General features: G+C 26.5%; 23 protein-coding genes. 13 read left to right on the top strand and 10 right to left on the bottom strand.

The genetic code is table 11. From position 1 onward, the window contains the following. Positions 1–17: 17 nt before the first annotated feature. Positions 18–677, bottom strand: coding sequence for a CBS domain-containing protein (locus C4S76_RS08285; RefSeq protein WP_105194008.1), 660 nt, complete (start codon positions 675–677; stop codon positions 18–20). 535 nt (positions 678–1,212) lie between these two features. On the opposite strand from C4S76_RS08285, the gene C4S76_RS08280 reads away from it, so the two are divergent. Beyond that, entirely contained in the window at positions 1,213–1,950 is a 738-nt protein-coding gene (locus tag C4S76_RS08280) for a hypothetical protein (protein ID WP_105194007.1), read from the top strand. Between the two features lie 241 nt (positions 1,951–2,191). After that, complete coding sequence (locus C4S76_RS08275) at positions 2,192–3,436, top strand: D-alanyl-D-alanine carboxypeptidase (RefSeq protein WP_105194006.1); 1,245 nt, start codon at positions 2,192–2,194, stop codon at positions 3,434–3,436. A gap of 131 nt (positions 3,437–3,567) precedes the next feature. On the opposite strand, the gene C4S76_RS08270 is transcribed toward C4S76_RS08275, so the two are convergent. From C4S76_RS08270 to C4S76_RS08240, 7 genes are all read right to left on the bottom strand, one after another. Further along, positions 3,568–4,173: a hypothetical protein gene (locus C4S76_RS08270; RefSeq protein WP_105194005.1), complete on the bottom strand. Its 606-nt coding sequence runs from the start codon at positions 4,171–4,173 to the stop codon at positions 3,568–3,570. Positions 4,174–4,188: 15 nt separating this feature from the next. Further along, on the bottom strand, positions 4,189–6,609 hold the full coding sequence (locus C4S76_RS08265; RefSeq protein WP_105194004.1) for a TonB-dependent receptor: 2,421 nt from the start codon (positions 6,607–6,609) through the stop codon (positions 4,189–4,191). A gap of 90 nt (positions 6,610–6,699) precedes the next feature. Further along, positions 6,700–7,023, bottom strand: coding sequence for a hypothetical protein (locus C4S76_RS08260; RefSeq protein WP_105194003.1), 324 nt, complete (start codon positions 7,021–7,023; stop codon positions 6,700–6,702). 71 nt (positions 7,024–7,094) lie between these two features. Next, a complete protein-coding gene (galU, locus tag C4S76_RS08255; RefSeq protein ID WP_105194002.1) occupies positions 7,095–7,994 on the bottom strand; it encodes a UTP--glucose-1-phosphate uridylyltransferase GalU in 900 nt (299 codons plus the stop codon). A gap of 100 nt (positions 7,995–8,094) precedes the next feature. Then, positions 8,095–8,616 carry an isopentenyl-diphosphate Delta-isomerase gene (gene idi, locus C4S76_RS08250; protein WP_105194001.1) on the bottom strand — a complete coding sequence of 174 codons (522 nt, stop codon included), beginning with the start codon at positions 8,614–8,616 and terminating at the stop codon, positions 8,095–8,097. A 23-nt stretch (positions 8,617–8,639) separates the two neighbouring features. Continuing rightward, positions 8,640–9,596 (bottom strand): PorP/SprF family type IX secretion system membrane protein, encoded by a 957-nt coding sequence (locus C4S76_RS08245; protein ID WP_105194000.1) that lies wholly within the window; start codon positions 9,594–9,596, stop codon positions 8,640–8,642. Positions 9,597–9,802: 206 nt separating this feature from the next. Continuing rightward, positions 9,803–10,504, bottom strand: a complete 702-nt coding sequence (locus tag C4S76_RS08240; protein ID WP_105193999.1) for an alpha/beta hydrolase — start codon at positions 10,502–10,504, stop codon at positions 9,803–9,805. A gap of 129 nt (positions 10,505–10,633) precedes the next feature. On the opposite strand from C4S76_RS08240, the gene C4S76_RS08235 reads away from it, so the two are divergent. Continuing rightward, positions 10,634–11,839 carry an RsmB/NOP family class I SAM-dependent RNA methyltransferase gene (locus C4S76_RS08235; protein ID WP_105193998.1) on the top strand — a complete coding sequence of 402 codons (1,206 nt, stop codon included), beginning with the start codon at positions 10,634–10,636 and terminating at the stop codon, positions 11,837–11,839. A gap of 252 nt (positions 11,840–12,091) precedes the next feature. On the opposite strand, the gene coaE is transcribed toward C4S76_RS08235, so the two are convergent. Next, positions 12,092–12,679 (bottom strand): dephospho-CoA kinase, encoded by a 588-nt coding sequence (coaE, locus tag C4S76_RS08230; RefSeq protein ID WP_105193997.1) that lies wholly within the window; start codon positions 12,677–12,679, stop codon positions 12,092–12,094. A 7-nt stretch (positions 12,680–12,686) separates the two neighbouring features. Further along, complete coding sequence (trhA, locus tag C4S76_RS08225) at positions 12,687–13,313, bottom strand: PAQR family membrane homeostasis protein TrhA (protein WP_105193996.1); 627 nt, start codon at positions 13,311–13,313, stop codon at positions 12,687–12,689. Between the two features lie 209 nt (positions 13,314–13,522). Here trhA and hemG point away from each other — a divergent pair, with 209 nt between their 5' ends. From hemG to C4S76_RS08175, 10 genes are all read left to right on the top strand, one after another. Further along, complete coding sequence (gene hemG / locus C4S76_RS08220; RefSeq protein ID WP_105193995.1) at positions 13,523–14,071, top strand: menaquinone-dependent protoporphyrinogen IX dehydrogenase; 549 nt, start codon at positions 13,523–13,525, stop codon at positions 14,069–14,071. Positions 14,072–14,156: 85 nt separating this feature from the next. Next, positions 14,157–15,032 (top strand): carbon-nitrogen hydrolase, encoded by an 876-nt coding sequence (locus tag C4S76_RS08215; RefSeq protein WP_105193994.1) that lies wholly within the window; start codon positions 14,157–14,159, stop codon positions 15,030–15,032. Positions 15,033–15,053: 21 nt separating this feature from the next. Next, on the top strand, positions 15,054–15,683 hold the full coding sequence (locus tag C4S76_RS12205) for a DUF4271 domain-containing protein (RefSeq protein ID WP_105193993.1): 630 nt from the start codon (positions 15,054–15,056) through the stop codon (positions 15,681–15,683). Between the two features lie 20 nt (positions 15,684–15,703). Continuing rightward, positions 15,704–16,447, top strand: coding sequence for a uroporphyrinogen-III synthase (locus tag C4S76_RS08205; protein ID WP_105193992.1), 744 nt, complete (start codon positions 15,704–15,706; stop codon positions 16,445–16,447). 121 nt (positions 16,448–16,568) lie between these two features. Then, positions 16,569–17,555, top strand: a complete 987-nt coding sequence (gene purM, locus C4S76_RS08200) for a phosphoribosylformylglycinamidine cyclo-ligase (RefSeq protein WP_105193991.1) — start codon at positions 16,569–16,571, stop codon at positions 17,553–17,555. A 7-nt stretch (positions 17,556–17,562) separates the two neighbouring features. Continuing rightward, on the top strand, positions 17,563–18,135 hold the full coding sequence (gene purN / locus C4S76_RS08195; RefSeq protein ID WP_105193990.1) for a phosphoribosylglycinamide formyltransferase: 573 nt from the start codon (positions 17,563–17,565) through the stop codon (positions 18,133–18,135). Between the two features lie 57 nt (positions 18,136–18,192). Next, positions 18,193–18,630, top strand: coding sequence for a putative signal transducing protein (locus C4S76_RS08190; protein ID WP_105193989.1), 438 nt, complete (start codon positions 18,193–18,195; stop codon positions 18,628–18,630). A 788-nt stretch (positions 18,631–19,418) separates the two neighbouring features. After that, a complete protein-coding gene (locus tag C4S76_RS08185; protein ID WP_105193988.1) occupies positions 19,419–20,006 on the top strand; it encodes a DUF4199 domain-containing protein in 588 nt (195 codons plus the stop codon). Further along, entirely contained in the window at positions 19,972–20,937 is a 966-nt protein-coding gene (locus tag C4S76_RS08180) for a glycosyltransferase family 2 protein (protein ID WP_105193987.1), read from the top strand. The genes C4S76_RS08185 and C4S76_RS08180 overlap by 35 nt, the downstream gene beginning before the upstream one ends. Beyond that, a complete protein-coding gene (locus C4S76_RS08175) occupies positions 20,934–21,647 on the top strand; it encodes a GIN domain-containing protein (RefSeq protein WP_105193986.1) in 714 nt (237 codons plus the stop codon). The genes C4S76_RS08180 and C4S76_RS08175 overlap by 4 nt, the downstream gene beginning before the upstream one ends. The last annotated feature ends 11 nt before the right edge of the window (positions 21,648–21,658 follow it).

Raw genomic sequence — 21,658 nt, 5'->3', positions numbered from 1 at the left:
TATATATTTATAATTTACTATACTTCTAAAAATCTTTGGAAATGATCAAACCTGTTTTTAAGTAATTCTTGTTTTGAATCCTCAAAATATTTATTTGAAATATGATACCCAAAACGTTCAAATGTATCTCCTATAGAACTAATATTTTCTGACTGTATTTTTAATGTTATTTTAGTTGTTTCCTCATCAATTTTAGTAACCATCAAACCTAATATTTTTCCATTATTGCTTTCAACTATATTTGCCACTTCACTAATTGAATATTTTTGTATCGGAGTAGTAAGTGTCATATAAACTCCAAAATCGTTAATCACAGCATAGGTCGCAAATTCTTCAATTATGTCTTCTTCTAATACTACTCCTAAATAATTTTCTTTTGTATCTATAATCGGGATTATATTAGTTGCATTATCACTAAAAATTTTAATAGAATCAAATATAATTGAACTTTGATAAAGAAAAAATTCTTCTAATTCTATTAAATGGTTTATAATTACTTCCTTTTTTTCAAGATTTTTAATAATTTCAAAACTTATATTCCCTAAAAGTTTCTTTTTTTCTGAGATTACAGGCAAATGAGAAAGCTTATAGGTTAACATAATATCTTCAGCCTTTTCTACAGTGTCTTCTTCATATAATGGGGAAACATTTTTAAAAATATAATCTGTAATTATCATTGCGCTAAGGTATAATAAGATTTTTTAGTTTCCAAAATTTTATGTTTTTTAGTTAATTTTGCTGACAATTTACTTATTAATTAGAAATAAAATCGGGTCAAGCAAAATGTAAGTATAACATATTTAGTTTCTCAACTTGAAAAGGGAAATCCTATACAAGTAGGAGTAGATTACGATTTAAATTATAAAGGACGCATTAGTGAAGGAACAACAGATCATTTCTTAGTTATAGTGGGACGAGGTTGTGATAATGGAAAAGTTTTTTATCATTTTTAAGATGTTGGAACAAGTTATAAGAATAAGGGAACTAGCCTAAATAATAAGTTATATTTAAATATTTCTGACTATTCATTAAAAGGAAAAACAGTATATAATATTAATTTTTATCTAATAACTTAAATAAGGATTAATCAATGAAAAATATTATTTTATTAACATTAGTAACTTGTGTACTATTTTGTAGATGTAATTCTCAAAACAAAAAAATATTCCTATATCGAATATTGAAAATATAGGTAAGTTTGGAAAATGGCAAATGCTTACCATACAAAAAAATGACACTATTTTATTTCTGCCATGTGATGCTGATAACAGAAGTATTACTTATACTAAAGATTCTGTAATTGATAATAAAGGACAAGAAAACTTAAGATGTAAAATTCAAAGTATTGTTGAGAAAGGAAATAGAACTTATATTTCTTTAGAAAAAGATTGTTCTTATTCAGAAACCATTTCTTATGAAATAATCAGTAATAACTTAGTTCATTGGTATCTATATAATGGTGTGAATTTTTTATCAACTAATGAAATAAATAAATATAAAATTGTAGAGCAACCTTGTACTGAATGTAGAAGTCTAGAAGAATGTATTGGGATTGATACTCTAAGCAAAAGTGTTATAATTAATGGGAATTGGAGATATTCATGTGATAGTCCTGCAAATATTTCCATTACTGATGAAAATAACATCCTCTTTGCTGTATTGTCTAATCAAATTTATATCAAAGCAAAACTCAAAAAAATAAAGAAAAATAAATTTGAGTTACTCCTTATAAAACCTGAGGATCTAGGACCTGGGGGAATGAATATGAATTGGAATAGTTTTTCAAGAGATAGAGCTATTGCTAATATTGATTTATTAGAAAATGGTATCATCCGCTTTTATTGGGTAGGGTTTTATGATGAAAAGGAAAGAAAAATTGTTTTTCCGGATTGTGAATTTAATTTAGAATCTGATTATAATAATCCTGTAATATTAAAAAAATGCCAATAACTAACTATTTTTTAAATAGATGAGCTAGGGAAATATCGCCGGAAAAAATAATATAGAGTTGATAGATTTCACGTAAAATTATCTAAAATAATGTTGCAGGTTCACTTTTTTATTATGATAATAAACAGTTCATATTAAATAAAGAGAGGTGAGATTTAAACCTCCTAAGAATTAAACATAAATTTAAAAAGAAGATCCCATTCTTATTTGTTTTTTTTCAATATATATATAATTTTGTTCAATGTTAAAATATAATTTCATTTTTTGGGCATTTATTATTTTTGAGATTACTAAGGCTCAAAATTCTTTTTTAGACTCTCATTTTAATTCTGATTTTTATAAAAAACAGTGGGTTGGATTTTATTTGTATGATCCTGTAGGAAAGAGAGAACTCTATAATTTTCAAGGTGAAAAGTATTTTATCCCAGCCTCTAACACTAAAATTTTTAGCCTTTATACAGGGTTAAAAATTATTCCCGATTCTATTCCTGCTCTAAAATATCTAATTAAAAATGATACTCTATATATTGCAGGCACCGGAGACCCTTCTTTGCTTGAATCTTATTTTAAAGAAAATAAGGTAATAAATTTTTTAAAAAATAGTAAAAAGCCAATTTCATTATTTTTAGATAATTTTAAAGATGATCCTAATGGCAAAGGATGGATGTGGGATGATTTTGCTGAATATTATTCAGCAGAACGAAGCGCATTTCCAATATATGGAAATATTGTAAACATATATCAAAATTTAAAATCAAATCCAAACTATTTTGAAAGAAATATAGTAAGGAAAGGAAATAAGTATTCCAGACTATTTAATGAAAATATTTTTTTCTCTAATGGAGAAAAGCATTTGGAAATACCTTTTATAACTTCTGATACTTTAACTCGAAAATTACTGGAAATAGAAATTAAAAAGCCTGTCACTCTTACTCATAAATTTCCTGCCGGAAAAGTAAACATATTATATAGTATTCCTTCTGATAGCCTATTTAAACGTATGATGCTTGTTAGTGATAATTTTCTGGCAGAACAAATTTTAATGATTTCTAGTGGAATACTTTATGAAAATATGAACAGTAAAAAAATTATTAATTATATGATTAATGAACATTTAAACAAAATACCTCAAAAACCTATTTGGGTAGATGGTTCAGGTTTATCTCGATATAATAATATATCTCCTCAAGATTTTGTTTTTGTTCTTAATAAAATGTATCAAGAGTTTTCTTTTGACAGATTAATTAATATATTTCCAACTGGTGGGGTAAGTGGTACTTTGAAAAACAGCTTTAAGTCTAAAGAACCTTATATTTTTGCTAAAACCGGGTCTATGGGACAAGTGTACAACTTAAGCGGATATTTAAAAACAAAGTCAAATAAAATACTGATATTTAGTTATATGAATAATAATTTCCAGCATTCTAATGGAGAAATTAAAATGCAAATTCAAAAAGTTTTAGAATATGTAAGAGATACTTATTAAAATTATTTTAAATAAAAATTCACTAATAAAATAAAAAAGCCATACGCTAAATACGATATGGCTTTTTTTTATTAAAAGTAAGTGATATATTTTATTATTAATACATATTTTTGGATTTATAGTTTTAAATATTAATCGGTTTTTATTTCAAAATGAGCTTCAATATCTATTTCTCCACCTAATTGTCCTGCCGATGGCGCATCAGGATTCTTATCAGCCGATTGATGCATTAAATATAAATAAACCATTCCACCTTCTTTAGGAACATTCCATAAGGTTTTATGTCCTAATTTTCTTCCTTGAGCATCTACCCTATCCTCTGCTGCATATTTTATATTAATCTGAGAATTATTTAATTTCTGATAATATACAAAATGATCCTCTGCATCTTCAATAAATATTTCATCTGTCACATCATGGATATGGTCTCCATGTGCAGAATAAAAATAAGTTTCTACATTATAAGTCCCTGTAGGAATATTAACAAGTGTAAGTGGCAACTCTGTAGTCCCTTCTTTTACTTGATAGCTAAACTCTCTTACTAATGTAGGATCTGTCAGATTTATAAATTTTAATACTATTTTAGATATTTCCTCGTGTTCATGTTCTGGTATTGAATTGATAATATCATATTTATCATCTGATGAACAGGAGATAAACCCTATAAATATTATTAAAAATACTGAAAAATATGTTAGTAAATTTCTAATTATTTTTATTGTTATTTTGTTTTTCATTTTTTTTATTTAGTGTTAAAAATTATATTGTAAATTAAGTATTAAGTTCCTTCCTACTTCATCCGAATAAAATCTTAATCTATTTAAATAATCTCTGTAGGAAGTATCAAATATATTTCTGATAGTAAATGATATATTTAATTTATTGTGATACGTAATTGGTAAAGAAAACCCTGTATTAAAATCAAATATTTGATAAGCTGCCTGAGGTGTACTTATATCTAACAAGGTAGGAGTAATTATTCCGTTGTTTACTATATTCACTGTAAAGTTATAATCTGGATAATGATTTTGTCTAAATACACTTATAGAAGATAGCTTTGTAAAAAAATTCATCCATTTTTTATTTTCATATAGCAAAGAGTTAACCCATTTAGCTGGTGGCATATTAATTAAAGCTATATCATTTTTTTTATCATTGCCTCGTAAATAAGAGAAATTAGTTTCTATTTTTATGTTAGGATTTATATTAAAATCTGCCATTACATCTATTCCATAAATTTCTGCATGAGTCTGCATATATTTCCACACAGGGAAAGCTCCTCTAATAGAGTATTCTACTCCTGTAGGAATTTGATTTATATAATCTTTAATATAATTATAATGTGTTGTTATTTCCAGATTTATACGATAATTCAATAAGTTTCCTCTAAAAGTAGCCATAATTTTATTAGATTTTTCATTTTTCAAATCTAAATCTCCTAATTCTATGGCTGCTGCGGAATGATGTAGACCATCGCTAAACAACTCACTGGGGTTAGGCGTTCTACTGCTTAGTGAATAATTTACTATGATATCATTTGAGGCTCCTATTTTATAATTTGCTCCTAAAGTAGCTGCAAATCCATAAAATTCTAAAACAGGATTGGTAAGATAGCTTAAACCTGTATCTTTGAGTACAAGATTTGGATATTTTTTATCATACCCTAAATCCTGCCATCTTGTTTTTTTGAAAAATTTAAGTGCATCTATTTTTTGATAATCATATCTAAAACCTGTTTCTAAAATCAGATTAGGAGTCAATGAATAATTTTCTATCCAGTAAGTCCCAACATTATTTTTTTCATAATAAGGTATTATGGGACTTATTCCTGTGTCTACATTAGGTATATTTTTCTGGAAAATATAAGATACTCCCATCTTACCTTTAAAACCGAAAATATTTTTATGATCAAAATCTAAATGGAAATCCTGTGTTGTCAAATCTAAATTTAATGATGGTTTTCCTTTAAATGCTGATCTTCTTATATCATATTCTTTTCTGTTATTAAACTGATAGCCGTAAGTAAAACTCAATTTACCTAAATTAAAATTATAGAAAGTATTAATTTTAGCCAGATTATGTTGTATTTTTTGTTTAGGAGCATCAATATCCATAGTAAAATCTTCTATAATTAGAGGTTGTTTACTATTAATAGCATTTACTAGATTTTCCAAATTTCCTATATGTGCCGATTTTAAAATTCCCGTATCTGTACCATAATAACTATAAAAAATTTCCATTCCAAAACTATTTTTATTGTAGGCTGCCTGAACAGAAAAATCATTTTCTAAAATACCTGTATTAGAAAGATTATAATTCGGTGCAGACAAATCTCCTAATTTTTTATAGGTCCCTTGCACACGAAAAGCTAAACCATTTCCAAACCCTTTTTCTATATTGGCTGACATATTCCCGCCTTTTCCATTTGAAATATTAGAAGTTAGTATATTTCCTAACAAAGTATCTTGCCTTGTTAGTTTTTTAGGTTCCACCAATATAATCCCTCCTATAGCATCTCCAGCATATTGCAAAGCTCCTGCACTTTTAATAATAAAAATAGAATTGGCAAGATTTACATCTATATCCGGAGCGTGTTCTATTCCCCATTGTTGATCTTCCTGCCTAATTCCTTCATTCAAAATAGGCACACGGCTGCTATGTAAACCATGTATAATCGGTTTAACAATATTATTTCCTGTACTTAATGAATTTACTCCGGCTATGGAAGTTAAAGCCATTCCTAAATTTGTATCTGAATAGGAATTAATTTGACTTTTAGAAATTTTATTTTCTAATGAAGTTTTTGTATTATTATGAGATTTACTTATTGTTATTACTTCCTGAATCTCTTTTTCATGATGCTCTAAAGAATAATTTTTTATAATGTTCTTATTAATAGAAAGTGGAAAAGTTTTAGAAATGTATCCTAAATGTGAAATAATAACGTTATAAGTTTCTGCACAAACATTAGAAATTAAATATTCTCCTTTTTCATTTGTGAATGTTGAATATATTTTTTGTCCCATAGTATTGCATACTAAGACCTCGGCATTTTCTATGGTTTCTCCTGAATGTATATCTTTAATTTTTCCTGATAGTGAATAATTACAAACATTTTGCGCTTGTATAACTATTACTATAGTTAGCGATAGTAATATAAATATTTTAGACATAAAAAGGGTTTATAAGATAAATAGATTTCTTTTTTTAATAATGATTTATGCATTATTAAAAAAGAAAAAGTTGAAAAATGATTATTTATTTTAAACCCCTTGAGGAGGAGGGCGATTATACAGCTCTGAACTAATTATATTTTTAAAAAATATATTACTGTATGCACAGGTAAATAAATGTAATTGAATTGAATGTTTGAATAAAGCAAAATCAAAAATTTCAGGGATTTCAAATGCCTGATATTTACTTATTAAATAAATATTATGGCAAACCTGACAATCTACATGATGTGAATGTTCTTTATTATGTTGCTCTATATGAACATATTCCTGAATTACAGCAAACTTAAAAATAAAGGCTACTATAAAAAGAATATAATTTATTTTTGTTTTATGTTTATATAAATACTTCATGCAAATCTGTGCAAAAATAAAAAAATCTCCTTAAATGAAGGAGATTTTTACATCTATCTATTTTTATTGATTTACTTCTTTTTAGAAGAATCTTTTTTAATAAGTTCTTGTCCTAATTCTATAATGTAGTTATGTAAACTTTCCTTTATTTCAGGATGAGATAATCCATACTGAATACTTGTTTTTAAAAAGCCAAATTTATCTCCTACATCATATCGTTTTCCACAAAATTCTCTCGCAAATACCCTTTGGGTTTTATTTAATGTATCTATAGCATCTGTTAGTTGAATTTCATCTCCTGCACCCGGACTTTGATTTTCTAATATTTCAAAAATTTCAGGTGTCAAAAGGTATCTTCCAATAATTGCTAAATCACTTGGAGCAACATCCGGTTGTGGTTTTTCAACAAAACTATGTACATTATACAACCCTTTTTCTACTATACTTTCGGGAGCTATAATTCCGTATTTATAAGTTTCTTCATGAGGTACTTTCATTACGGCAATAGTTGCTGCATGAGTCTTTTCATAGTCTAGTATCAACTGCCTTGTTAATGGTATTTTATCTTCCATTAAATCATCTCCTAACATCACTATAAAAGGCTCATTACCTACAAAGGCTTTAGCCTGTAATACAGCATGCCCTAATCCTTTTGGATGAGACTGACGTATAAAGTGTAAGTTAATATCTGTAGTTTCTTCTACAACTTTTAATAATTCTGTTTTGTTCTTCTCTCTTAAATTATTTTCTAATTCAGGGTTTGAATCAAAATGATCTTCAATCGGACGTTTTCCTTTTCCTGTAACTATAAGAATATCTTCAATTCCTGACTTTATAGCTTCTTCTACTATAAATTGTATTGTAGGTTTGTCTACAATCGGCAGCATTTCTTTAGCCATAGCTTTTGTTGCAGGTAAAAAACGAGTTCCTAATCCTGCTGCAGGTATTACGGCTTTTTTAACTTTTTTCATAAATTAAATTTTGTTCACCTAAAATAATTTTTTTTAATTGTTATTATTTCAGTATAATATAAGGCTATTTGTTTTATTTTTTATAATTTTATTAAATAATTTACTGAAATAAGTTTTCTATTTCATTTTCATATTTATCAAAAATAATTTTAAACCATTCAGTAAAGTTATCTGGATAATTTTTTATTTCGTTTTTTAAATCTTCTATACTAACCCATCTCACAGCATGCACTTCTTGTACATTAATATATACTTCATTTTCATATGTTCCAATAAAAACACGATCAAATTCATGTTCTATTAAACCATCACCTACCTCTGCTTTATATATAAAATGAAATTTTTCAGTGAGATGACAATCAAACCCTAATTCTTCTTTTAGCCTTCGATGTGTAGCATCTAAATAGGATTCATTTTTTCTGGGATGGCTACAACAAGTATTAGTCCATTTTAAAGGGGAATGATATTTAGTTCCAGCTCTTTGCTGAAGAAGTAATTGCTTTTTTTTATTAAAAATAAAAATTGAAAAAGCCCTATGAAGTAATCCTTTTATATGAGCTTCCTGTTTCTCCATCTCTCCAATAACCTCATCAAGTTCACTTACTAAAACTACAAATTCCATATTAAATAAAAATAATAAAATGATTATCTATACCTAAAGCCGTTAGGATTGATAAAATTATCTAAATTGTAACCTAAACCTACCATAAGACCGTCTCCTCCTTCTTTATAAATATCTGATATACCAAAATTATAGCCAAAAGTAAAATTAAGTTTTCCTAAATCTGCCTGGAAAAAAGGAGTAAAAGAAAGACCACCACTTTGCTGTGAATCTTTTGCTGTTCTATAACTAACTCCTACTGCAAATGCATTAAAATCATCTTTATATTTTGCTTTCAAATTAAAATCCATAATTCGTTCCGAATTAGTATTTAATGACATAAGGAATGAGGGCTCAAGGGAAATTTTATCTACCAACTCCCAATTGTAACCCAAATTAAGATAATACCAAGTCGGAGAAGGTTCTATTGAATTTACAACCGGTCTATTCCTACCTAATGGAATATCTAAAACAGATACACCTGCAAAAAAACCAGAATAAACTACTGATGTGCCTAAATTGAAATAAGGCAAAAATATAGATTTATCACCATATAATAACGGATCATTCTGATCTTCTGGCCTTAATTTATTATAATCAAATGATTGAGAAAATAGGCTAACAGAACATCCGAAAGAGAATTGACTTTCTGATCTAAATTCTTCATCTCCTAAAGGTATATGATAAGCAGAAGAAATATTCAATCCGGTTAAAGTAATAGGTCCATTCTCATCTCGGAAAAAATAGGCTCCTAAACCTACTCTATCAAAAGCATTAAAATGAGCACTGATAGTTTGAGTATTAGGACTCTCATTAAAATCATTCCATTGTTGATGGTACGTAGATTTTAATACTATTTCATCTGTTGATCCTGTATAAGAAGGATTTATTAAAACTTTATCAGATAATAAGTATTGCTGATCAAAAGGAATACTTTGTTGTCCGTAAGCGCAATAATAAATTAAAATAAATACCGATAAAATTTTTTTTAAATAATTCATTAGCAATTAATTATCTAATAGTTACTGTTTATAGAAAATGCAAACTTAAGAAAAAAAGTATTCATCTGTATATTTTTAAAAAACTATTTATATGAAAATAACTAAAATTACATGCATTTAATAACAAAAGAAATAAATTCTTATCCATTAATTATCTATTTTAAATTATTATAAATTTACACTTTTAAATGAAATAAATATTACAATTATAATAATATTTTTTCAATAGCTTTATTTATTTTATGTGGATATTCTAAAACTAAAATATGTGAAGCTTTATCAATTGTATATAAATTATCTTGCATATCATCTTTTTTAGTTTTTATTGAAATTTTTTTATATGGAAATATAATATCTTTTGTACCATGTATTTGATATATATTTTTACATTCTTTCTCAGATTTCCAATTTATAATCTGGTTAATTGACCATTTTAAATATTGGGGATTCATCTGAGTCATATATTCTTCAATTTTTAAATCTTCTTTATCTTTTATCCGGGGAGGTCGCACTTTAAAATAAACTGATCTTAAAAAAGCATAAGATAAAAATTTTTTACTTGTAAAAAATGTCATAGGAAACCAATGTGTAAACTTTATTCTTTTTAATATTTTAAATAATTGCGGAGTTTGTATATCATTTTTCATACTTGCTATAAGAATAGTTTTTTCTGGATTCATAAATTTATTCATCTCCTGCACAATTATTCCTCCAAATGAATATCCTACTAAAATAAAAGGTTCCGTGGTATCTATTTTTTCTGCCATTTTATGAGTATACTCTTCTATAGTTTCAGTACCTTTAGGAGTAAACCACTCTATATATACTTTTTCAAAACCATCAGGTAATTTTATATGCTTAAAACACTTACAATTCGCTCCTAATCCTGGAATAAAATATACTTTCATATTCAATTATTTAACAATTTAACAAAGATAAAATTATTAAAAAAACGTTCTTTTTTTATATTAATAAATTTAATACAATAACACTTATATTTGCAATTATTTTTTGCTCCATTTACATTTATTAATCACATGAAAATATTACATAGAAATTTAATTCAAGGATTGGAAAAAGCTCTTAAAGAAAGTTTTTTTGAGCCAAATAAATATGCAGATAAAGTACTTGAACGAACTCTTAAACATAATAAGAAATGGGGAAGTAAAGACCGATCTTTTATTTCCGAGTCGTTTTATGACATTATAAGATGGAAAAGAAAACTTGAATTTTATGCAAATAAAAAAATGGCTCCCGATAATATTTATTCTATAATAGCCACTTATTTATTATTAAAGAAAATAGAACTCCCATTATTCCCGGAATTTGAAAAAATATATATAAAAAAAATAAAAGATCGTTTTAAACTTGCTTTCCCCTCTAAGGCTATTGAATATTCAATTCCTGACTGGATGCAAACACTTATGAAAGAAGAATTAGGAGAAAATTGGTATAAAGAAATGAAGGCTTTAAATATTCCTGCTTCTACTATTTTAAGAGCTAACACTTTAAAAACTACCGCTGAGGATTTAAAAAATATTTTGAGTGAAGAACAAATATCTGTAGATTTTATTAAGGGTTATAAAGATGCTTTAATTCTTGAATACAAAAAAAATGTATTTAAAACTCAAGCCTTTAAAGATGGGCTTTTTGAGATTCAAGATGCATCTTCTCAACTTGTCGGGCAGTTTCTAAATCCAAAACCAGGCATGAGGGTTATTGACTCTTGTGCAGGTGCTGGAGGAAAAACTTTACAGTTAGCAGCATTAATGCAAAACAAAGGTCATATTATTGCTTTAGATATACATGAATGGAAACTACAAACTCTTAAACAAAGAGCACGAAGAAATGGGGCTCACAATATTCAAACAAAAGTAATTGAGGATTCTAAAACCCTTAAAAGACTTGAAAATACAGCAGATAGAGTTTTAATTGATGCTCCTTGTAGTGGCATAGGTGTACTAAGAAGAAATCCTGATGCTAAGTGGAAACTTACCCCCGAATTTATGGAAAGAATTTATAAAGAACAACGGGAAATTTTGCAAAATAATTCAAAATTAGTAAAAAATAGAGGTATAATGGTTTATGCTACATGTTCCATAATGCCTTCAGAAAACACAAAACAAGTTCTAAATTTTTTAGAGAATAATAAAAATTTTAAATTGGAAGAAGAAGTATCTATTTTACCTTCTAACAGTAATTTTGACGGATTCTATATGGCAAAATTAGCACGAATCAGTTAATATTTTTTATATATTTTTATATATTTTTCAAATAATTTATTAATTTCAACAGGAATTGAATTCCTATTTTTCGCATTCTTCTATCCTATATTTTTATGAATAAAAATAAAATATGCATATTAGCAATTCTTTAATTTTATCAGAATATTTATTTTATTGAAAAATATAATCAATAGTATTATTATTCCCTAAACTATTCTATTAGAAATAAATTTTGCTATTCTATTTATTATTTTCCCTACTTTTTTTAAATTATATTTGATTCTCAAGTATATTTATAATTGATTTTACCTGCTTATTCAAGTTTTCGATACTTGAATCATTAGATATATGAAAATCAGATAATTTAATTAATTTTTCCTGAGGCCATTGATTTTTAATCCTTAATTTAACTTTATCTTCCGGAATATTATCTCTTTTCATAACTCTCTTTATTCTTAATCTTTCGGGTGCTGTTACCACGAGTGTATAATTACAATCTTTATAGGATTCACTTTCAAATAATATTGCAGTTTCTTTAATACAAAACTTCCCACTTTGTTCAGATACCCAATTTTTAAAATCTTTTTTAACTTCTGCATGAACTAACTTATTTTGTTGTTTTAATAACTCATGATTTGTAAAAATTTTCTGGGCTATAAAACTTCTGTTTAACGATCCATTAAGGTAAGCCTTTTTCCCTAATAAATTTATAATCCCTTGTTTTAAAGAATCGTTTTCTTCCATAAGTTTTTTAGCTCTTATATCTGAATTATATACCGAGTATCCTTTCTCTTTAAATATCTTAATAACTGTTGACTTTCCAGCTCCTATTCCACCGGTCACTCCTAATATTTCCATATAAATTTTAAACAATAGAATATACCATTACATAATGAGCTGTACTTCCTCCTAAAACAAATAAATGCCAAATAAAATGTGAATAGGGAATTTTTTCAATAGCATAAAAAATCGTTCCTAAAGTATAAAAAACTCCACCAATTACTAAATACAACAAAGCATAGGAGGCCATTAACTCTATAACATTTTTAATATCAAAAATGATCATCCATCCCATAGCTAAATACAGAAATAAAGAAAGTTTGTCTACCTTACCCGTTAAGAATACTTTCATAATAACACCTATTGTAGCTATAGTCCATACAATAAAAAATAAGGTCCACCCCGAATTATTAGCCAAAGTAATCAAGCATATTGGTGTATATGTTCCAGCAATTAAAAGATAAATACTCATATGATCTAAAATTCGAGCTTTTCTTTTCATTTTTTCATTGGAAAATAAATGATAAATAGTAGAAGAAGTATACAAAATTATTATTGATATTCCATACATCCATATACTTAAAGTACTATACGCAGTTATACTTCTATTTTTAATTAATAAAAAAATAAGACCAACAATACCTAATACAATCCCTGTAGCATGGGAAACTGTATTAAGTAATTCATACTTATCTTTTGCTATTTTTATCATTTTTATTTTAGTTGTATTTTAATAAGTCTTTAACAAATTTACCTTTTTATCTTAAAATAAACAAGAGAATAAAATTATTTATTATCATTGCAGCTTTATATTGTCTTAGCAGAATTTATTGAAAAAAAATTTACATGATAAAAAACAGACAAACTGAATAAGAATTCCCTTATTATTCGCAGTACTTTTGTAGGAACTAATGCTAAAATATGCAAAAAACACATGAATTAAATCCTAAAAAGAAAAAAGTATTAATTATATATTCAACTACAAATGGTCATTGTTTAAAAGTATCAAATTTCATCAAACAATATTTAAATGCTAATGTAGATGTTATATCTATAAAAGAGACAATTCCAGACTTAAATTTTTATGATGGAATTATTATTGGGGCAAGCATTCGTTATGGTAAACATAATTCATTAGTAAAAAAATATATAAATTCACATTATAAAGAAATTCAGTCTAAACCAAATGCCTTTTTTTCAATTTCGTTAATTGCTCGAAAAGAAGAAAGAAGAACCATTGAATGTAATCCATATGTTAAAAAATTTTTATCATCTATTAAATGGAAACCTCAAAAACTGTCTATTATCGGAGGAGTGTTAAATTATCCAGAATATTCGATTCTTGATAAGTATATGATTAAATTTATTATGAATATAACTCATGGTCCTACTGATTTAAGTAGTGTGATAGAATACACAAATTGGAATGATGTTAAAAAATTTGCTTTGGATTTTAATCAGGGATTATAATGAGTTTTTATAGCTGAAAAATATATATATTAAAATAAAGACTTATTTTTGCAAATAAATTTAATTACAATTTTTAAAATATTAGATGGCAAAAATTAAAGTTGGTTTAGTACAATCCAGTTGTTCTAAAGATGTAGATAACAATTTAAAAAAAGCAATTGAAGGCATTAAAAAAGCCGCTTCGCAAGGGGCACAAATTGTATGTTTACAGGAATTATTTACTTCATTGTATTTCTGTGATGTAGAGGATTATAATAATTTTAAACTTGCAGAACCCATTCCTGGACCTACAACTGAGCTACTTTCTATAATTGCAAAAGAAAACAATATAGTTATTATTGCCTCTTTATTTGAAAAGCGTTCACTGGGTATTTATCATAATACTACAGCTGTAATAGATGCTGATGGGACTTATCTGGGTAAATATAGGAAAATGCATATTCCAGATGACCCTGCTTTTTATGAGAAATTTTATTTTACTCCCGGAGATTTAGGGTATAAAACATTTCAAACCCAATATGCAAAAATAGGGGTTCTCATTTGCTGGGATCAGTGGTTTCCTGAAGCTGCAAGAATTACTTCTTTAATGGGTGCTGAAATTTTATTTTATCCTACAGCTATAGGCTGGGCTATTTCTCAAGACGAGGTTACTAATCAGGAACAATATAATGCTTGGCAAACTATACAAAGAAGTCATGCAATAGCGAATGGTGTGCATACTGTAAGTGTAAATCGTGTAGGTTTTGAACAAGACGGAGCTATGAAATTTTGGGGAGGTTCTTTTGTCTCTAATCCCTTAGGGTCTATTTTATATCAAGCTTCCCATACTGATGAAGAAATTATTGTAGTGGATATAGACACTCAAGAATCTGATAATTATAGAGTACACTGGCCATTCTTAAGAGACAGAAGAATAGATTCTTATCAACCGATTACAAATAGATGGATTGATAATGATTGAATTTAAATAATTTATTAAGTTTTGGAAGTTTTACGATCCTCTTTAGGAGATGATTTAATTAATTTTACCTTTTTAGGTAGTTTATTGTTGTTAGTTTTATCTAGATTTATACTTATTCCTAAAAGTGAACCTATTTTTAAGTTTTCCTCTCTATCATTTGAAAGTGAAAATTTTACTCTTTATATTGCAATATGCAGTTTTGTATATACTGTAATTTTAGCTTTAGTTTTGTTTCCTTTTTTTGATATTGTTATACCCTTTTATCAATCAGAAATTTTAAAATTTATTATTTTATTTATTATACTTTTAATCTATCATGTATTTTCTTATATTTTAGGAAATGCCTTTTTTCTTATTCTCGGAAAAAACAAAGAATATAAAGAAAATTATAAAAATCGTTACATCTTCTTATTTCTAAAATTATTTATATTTATATTTCTTTGTTTTGCTATTTATTATTCAAATATTCCAAAAGAATATCTTACCTATATAACAATTGGAACACTATTTACGCTGTTAATATTAGAATGGATATGGTTAATATTTTTCATCAAAAAACGAATAAATATTTCAACATATTACGAATTTTTGTACCTTTGCACTTTCGAAATATTACCTGCACTATGTATATTAAAATTAGTGTTCTTATAAGAAAAATTTTATTTTAAATTATGAAAGTTAAATCTATATTAGTATCACAACCCAAACCAATAGGTGATAGTTCTCCTTATTTTGAAATAGAGAAAAAGCATAAAATTAATATAGATTTCTATCCTTTTCTCCAAGTAAAAGGGGCTGATGCCAAAGATGTTAGGTTACAAAAAATTGATTTTTCCCATTTTACTGCAATTATTTTTACAAGTAGAAATGCAATTGACCATTTTTTTCGTTTAGCTGAAGAAATGCGTTTTAGTGTACCTGATTCAATGAAATATGTATGTCAATCAGAAGCAATAGCACTTTACCTTCAACGATATATTGTTTATAGAAAACGTAAAATATATTTTGGAGAAAAAGAAGCTGAAGATATGATTCCTCTTTTCAAAAAAAATCTGAATGAAAAGTATTTGTTACCCACATCTGATGTTTTAAATCAAGACATTCCCGATGCTTTAAATAAAGCAGGAATTACGTGGACTCGAGCTGTTTTATTTAGTACCGTAAGTTGTAATGTTGCTGCTAAAATTAAAGATATACATACATATGATGTTTTAGTTTTCTTTAGTCCTTTAGGCATAAAATCTTTATTGGATAATTATCCTGGATTAAAACAGGAAAATTTGATTATAGGAACTTTCGGACATTCTACTAAACAAGCTGCTGAAGATGCCGGTTTAAAAGTAGAATTTTTTGCTCCGACTAAAGAAAAACCTTCTATGACTAAAGCTTTGGAAGATTTTCTTAACGATCAATAAATTAAACTATAGATAGATAAATGCCCAAAAATTAATATAAATTTTTGGGCATTTTTCATAAAAATATATAATTATAATTTATAATTAATATTTTTGTAATACAACTAAAAAATTAAACTATATGGTAACGTATAAAGAATCCGGAGTAGATAAAGAAGAAGGATACCAAACTGTATCTAAAATTAAAAATGCTGTAAGTCAAACTTACAATACTCATGTACTAAATGAAATTGGTAGTTTTGGTGCTTTTTATGAATTATCTGGTTATAAAAATCCAATATTAGTATCAGGGACTGATGGAGTAGGTACAAAGCTTCGTATAGCTTTAGATTCTCACATATATAATACTGTAGGAATTGATTGTTTTGCTATGTGTGCTAATGATATTCTTTGCCATGGAGCAAAACCTCTTTTTTTTCTGGATTATTTAGCATGTGGTAAATTAAATTCAGATATAGCCGCCGAAATAATTTTAGGTATTGTAAAAGCATGTAAAGAAACAGGAACAGCTCTGATTGGAGGAGAAACTGCCGAAATGCCAGGAATGTATAAAACAGGAGATTACGATTTGGCTGGATTTTGTGTAGGTGTTGTAGAAAGAAATGAAATTATTGATGGCTCAAAAATAACTGAAGACCAAGCTATCATAGGTCTTCCTTCCAGCGGGTTCCACAGCAATGGATTTTCATTAATCAGAAAAATATTTACCGATATTAATGAAATTTATGACAATAAACCTATTTATGAAACTTTACTCGCTCCTACTCGTCTTTATCAAAATGACATTCTAAAAATACAAGAAAATTTTCCTATTTTTGGAATTGCACATATAACCGGTGGTGGATTATTAGAAAATGTTCCTCGAATTATTCCAGAAGGTTTATGTGCAAAAATAGAAACTTCAAAAATAAATATACCTCCTATAATGAAAGAACTCCAAAGAAGAGGAAATATTAAAGAAATGGAAATGTTTGGAACTTTTAATATGGGAGTAGGTATGTGTATTATTGTAAATCCTGAAAATGTCTTAGATATTTTACAACTTATTGAGGGTAGTATGTTTTTAGGTTCTATTAAACATGGAAAAGAAAAAATTGCACTAATTTAATAATTCTATGAATCTAGCTGTTTTAGTTTCCGGAAATGGAACAAACTTACAAAGTATTATAGATGCTGTAGATTCAAAGGAGTTACAAAATACTAGAATTTGTATTGTAATTGCTGATAGGGATTGTTATGCTCTAGAAAGATCTATAGACAGGGATATAAACACGTTCTTAGTGGAAAGAAACAAAGACTTATCTTCCGAAATAGATATATTATTATCTTCTGAAAATATAGATTTAATAATACTTGCTGGTTTTTTATCTATATTATCTGCTAATTTTTGTGAAAGATGGAAAGGAAAAATAATTAATATACACCCATCTCTTTTACCTAAGTTTGGTGGAAAAGGAATGTATGGAGCAAAAGTTCATCAGGCTGTTTTAGATGCAGGAGAAACAGAGTCCGGAGCTACAGTTCATTACGTAACGCCCGAAGTAGATGAAGGAGATATTATTGTACAGGGAAATTTCCCTGTTGAAAAAGGAGATACTGTCACAGATTTACAACAAAAGGTTATGCATACGGAACAAAAAATTTTAATTGAAGCAATAAACAAAATCTCTTCCGGTATTAAAAATTAAATTCTATATGTAACAGGTTTTTGCCAAAAAATTCTTTTTTGTATAAACCATAAAAATATGAATCAGTTAGTTAGCTTAAAGAAGTATGATAACTATATTGAAGCTTCTCAAACCCTTCAATTACTAGAAGAATATGGAATTTACGGATATATAGCAAATGAATATACCGTACAATCTGATTGGTTGCTAAGTCAAGCTATTGGGGGAATAGAACTACAGGTATTTAAAAATGATTTGGAAAAAGCAAAATCTGTTATTCAATTACATGAAGAACAAATAAAAACTACAGAAAATAATGTAAAAGTAGAATATACAATTAAAAATTCTAAATATGGAGATAAAACATGTCCTAAGTGTGGTTCAAATCATATATATCAAGATGAAAACCTCAACGGAATTTTTGGTTTAAGTATATTATTTTTAGGCTTTCCTATAAAAGTAAAAAATTCTAAGTTTCATTGTTATTATTGTGGAAATGTATGGAAGGATATTTAACTGAAATCTAATAATTAGTTAATTACAAAATATTAAATACTAAAATTTAGCTATTTAATTTATAAAAGAAAAAGCCTCTTATAAAAAGAGGCTTAATTAACACTAGTTGCTTAATAATATGTTTGAAATTATTATTCTGATTAACTGATATAAAATTACGATTAAGTGATAGAATTTCATTACGGAAATCCGTAATTACAATAAAAAAATATATTTTTTCGCAATTATTTTAAATTTTATTAAATTTTATTAATAAAACAATAATCAACTTACCCATTAACATAAAATACAAACTAGTTTATTCTACATTAATAATCAAATGAATGATTATATTATCACACTAACTTTACTGTTTAAAAAAATATTTTTCGTAGAAAATATAAGCCTTCATTTTTTGAATTGTAATAAATGATAATTTTCAAATTAATTCATGTATCATTTATTTAAATAAATATTGTTTTTGGATAACTTTGTTTTATCCTTAATCTTAATAAGATCTTTCTAAAAATAATTTTTATTTCTATTAGAACAATAAACTAATTAAACATCTTAATAAAAAAGATATACTCATATTGTTAACTTTATAATTATAAATATTTGTCGTTCATTGTATTTTAAATTAATACTATTCTAATTAAATATAAATATTTGTGTTATTTACTCTCCTAAATATTTTTATATCATCATTGAAATAAAAAAATAACAATATTTACATAAATAATTATTTATTGATAATTTAGTACTTTTTACATTCACACAAAAAAGAGTAAATTTGCATTAAATATATTATGAAAAGTAAACCTATTAATTATGGATTATTATTAACAGCAATAACTCTTGTAATATTTTTTGCTGTTTACTTTTTTTTTATAAATTCTGATTATTATATGATTAGTGCAAAAGTTAATTTTTTTGTTCTTCCATTTATCTATACATTACTTACTATAATCTTATTATATAAAAAAACAAATGTTAAAAAACTTTCTTTTTTTAAATGTTTACAATACTCATTTAGCACATTATTAATAGGAGGAACACTCTCATATCTATTTATAGCCTTTTTTTTTAACGTTATAGATAAAAATTCAGAAAAATTATTAAGGAATCAAAGACTTGAACAGAGCTTAAAAGAACTAAATAAAGATTATAAATCTTTACAAAACCCAACTGAAGAGGACACATTTAAATATAAAATGCACCATAAAAGTTTAACTTCTGAATCTTTAAAAAATGAACCTTTGTTTAATTTGAAAAATTCTTTTATTATTTTAATTATACTGTATCTTTTTTACTTTACAATATCCGTACTTTTGTCAATATTTTTTAGAACTCGAATATCCAATGCAAATCTCAATAATTATTCCTCTACTCAATGAAGCTGATTCACTGAATGAGCTTTTTGATCGTATACATAATGTTTGTATTCAAGAAAAATTTAGCTATGAAGTAATTTTTATAGATGATGGCAGTACAGATAATTCTTGGATTATAATTAATAACCTTTCAAAAATTTATCCACAAGTAAAAGGAATTAAATTTGCAAGAAACTATGGGAAATCCCAAGCTCTAAATGCTGCATTCAAAATAGCTAAAGGTGAAGTTGTTATCACTATGGATGCAGATTTACAAGACTTTCCTGAAGAAATTCCTGCACTACATAAAATGATAGTAGAAGATAATTATGATTTGGTTTCCGGGTGGAAAAAAAAACGTTATGATAATGTAATCACCAAAAATCTTCCTTCAAAACTTTTTAATTGGGCTGCAAGAAGTACTTCGGGAGTAAAACTACATGATTTTAACTGTGGACTAAAAGCTTATAAAAATGAAGTTATAAAAGCAATCGATGTTTATGGAGATATGCATAGATACATTCCTGTTTTAGCAAAAAATGAAGGATATACTAAAATAACCGAAAAAGAAGTACCACATCAAGCTCGTATATATGGAAAATCAAAATTTGGAGCTAATCGTTTTGTCAGAGGCTTTCTCGATCTAATAACCATATGGTTTATGTCTCGTTTCGGATCTAGACCTATGCATTTTTTTGGATTTATTGGGACTCTTATGTTTATTTTGGGCTTTTTCTCAGCTGCATGGATGGGAATCAGCAAATTAATTAAAGTATGGAAAAATATTCCTGCTAAACTAATTACTACTGATCCTTTATTTTATATCTCTTTAATCATGATGGTATTAGGTACCCTATTGTTTATTGCAGGATTTTTAGGTGAGCTTATTGTCGAATTAAAAAGAGGAAGAAAAGAAGATTATACTATCTCCAAATATATAAATATAAAAGAATGAAAAAACTTATATATCTTGCATTTATGCCTGTGCTAATAATGTTTTGCATATCCTGCAATTTTTCTATTAAAGGTGAAGGAAATATTATTACTAAAGAAATAAAACTAAGTAATATCAAACAAATCTCTGCAAAAGGAAATTACCGCCTTATTTATTTATATGACGATAAAAACCCGAGAATGATAATAGAATCTTATAATAATATAATAAATAATTTAAATATAAAAAATAAAGATGGCTTACTAAGTTTGTCCGAATCTAAAGAAGTAAAAGATACTGATTTATATAATATATATATTTATAATCCTGAAATAATCCAATTTAATTTGTACAATAACGTAAATGTAGATATTAACTCACAAATTAGAACTTCTAAATTAACCATCTTTTTATATAATAATTCCAAATTATTAGCAAGCAATATTGTTGTTGATGAATTAAACGTTAAAACAGAAAATGCCTCTAAAATTAATTTACAAGGAAGTGGCAATAAACTAAAATTAAATGCTAAAAACGATAGTGATTTTTCAGCTCCTTTTTTTGAAATTTCTGTAGCAGATATACAATTAGCTAATGTAGCTACTGCAGAACTTAATATTAAAAGTAAATTGACCGGTAAAATTAAAAATAATACTACTTTAACTTTAATAGGAAACCCTGAAAAAGATTTAAAACAAGTGGATATGGCTGAAATTAAACAAAAACAATAACTAAAATTACT

It is taken from the genome of Apibacter adventoris (assembly GCF_002964965.1).
Lineage (GTDB): Bacteria > Bacteroidota > Bacteroidia > Flavobacteriales > Weeksellaceae > Apibacter > Apibacter adventoris.
The sequence above is the reverse complement of the archived record's forward strand: the minus strand, read 5'-3'. Positions and strand labels throughout refer to the sequence as shown.

Excerpts from the sequence above, each read along its gene's own strand:
- C4S76_RS08185 (WP_105193988.1), top strand. The coding sequence starts at position 19,419 with ATGAAAAGTAAACCTATTAATTATGGATTATTATTAACAGCAATAACT.
- C4S76_RS08175 (WP_105193986.1), top strand. The coding sequence starts at position 20,934 with ATGAAAAAACTTATATATCTTGCATTTATGCCTGTGCTAATAATGTTT.
- C4S76_RS08215 (WP_105193994.1), top strand. The coding sequence starts at position 14,157 with ATGGCAAAAATTAAAGTTGGTTTAGTACAATCCAGTTGTTCTAAAGAT.
- C4S76_RS08270 (WP_105194005.1), bottom strand. The coding sequence starts at position 4,173 with ATGAAAAACAAAATAACAATAAAAATAATTAGAAATTTACTAACATAT.
- purN (WP_105193990.1), top strand. The coding sequence starts at position 17,563 with ATGAATCTAGCTGTTTTAGTTTCCGGAAATGGAACAAACTTACAAAGT.
- C4S76_RS08265 (WP_105194004.1), bottom strand. The coding sequence starts at position 6,609 with ATGTCTAAAATATTTATATTACTATCGCTAACTATAGTAATAGTTATA.
- C4S76_RS08280 (WP_105194007.1), top strand. The coding sequence starts at position 1,213 with ATGCTTACCATACAAAAAAATGACACTATTTTATTTCTGCCATGTGAT.
- C4S76_RS08205 (WP_105193992.1), top strand. The coding sequence starts at position 15,704 with ATGAAAGTTAAATCTATATTAGTATCACAACCCAAACCAATAGGTGAT.
- C4S76_RS08235 (WP_105193998.1), top strand. The coding sequence starts at position 10,634 with ATGAAAATATTACATAGAAATTTAATTCAAGGATTGGAAAAAGCTCTT.
- C4S76_RS08245 (WP_105194000.1), bottom strand. The coding sequence starts at position 9,596 with ATGAATTATTTAAAAAAAATTTTATCGGTATTTATTTTAATTTATTAT.
- idi (WP_105194001.1), bottom strand. The coding sequence starts at position 8,616 with ATGGAATTTGTAGTTTTAGTAAGTGAACTTGATGAGGTTATTGGAGAG.
- C4S76_RS08275 (WP_105194006.1), top strand. The coding sequence starts at position 2,192 with ATGTTAAAATATAATTTCATTTTTTGGGCATTTATTATTTTTGAGATT.
- hemG (WP_105193995.1), top strand. The coding sequence starts at position 13,523 with ATGCAAAAAACACATGAATTAAATCCTAAAAAGAAAAAAGTATTAATT.
- C4S76_RS08260 (WP_105194003.1), bottom strand. The coding sequence starts at position 7,023 with ATGAAGTATTTATATAAACATAAAACAAAAATAAATTATATTCTTTTT.
- galU (WP_105194002.1), bottom strand. The coding sequence starts at position 7,994 with ATGAAAAAAGTTAAAAAAGCCGTAATACCTGCAGCAGGATTAGGAACT.
- C4S76_RS08285 (WP_105194008.1), bottom strand. The coding sequence starts at position 677 with ATGATAATTACAGATTATATTTTTAAAAATGTTTCCCCATTATATGAA.
- C4S76_RS08190 (WP_105193989.1), top strand. The coding sequence starts at position 18,193 with ATGAATCAGTTAGTTAGCTTAAAGAAGTATGATAACTATATTGAAGCT.
- C4S76_RS08240 (WP_105193999.1), bottom strand. The coding sequence starts at position 10,504 with ATGAAAGTATATTTTATTCCAGGATTAGGAGCGAATTGTAAGTGTTTT.
- trhA (WP_105193996.1), bottom strand. The coding sequence starts at position 13,313 with ATGATAAAAATAGCAAAAGATAAGTATGAATTACTTAATACAGTTTCC.
- C4S76_RS08180 (WP_105193987.1), top strand. The coding sequence starts at position 19,972 with ATGCAAATCTCAATAATTATTCCTCTACTCAATGAAGCTGATTCACTG.
- purM (WP_105193991.1), top strand. The coding sequence starts at position 16,569 with ATGGTAACGTATAAAGAATCCGGAGTAGATAAAGAAGAAGGATACCAA.
- coaE (WP_105193997.1), bottom strand. The coding sequence starts at position 12,679 with ATGGAAATATTAGGAGTGACCGGTGGAATAGGAGCTGGAAAGTCAACA.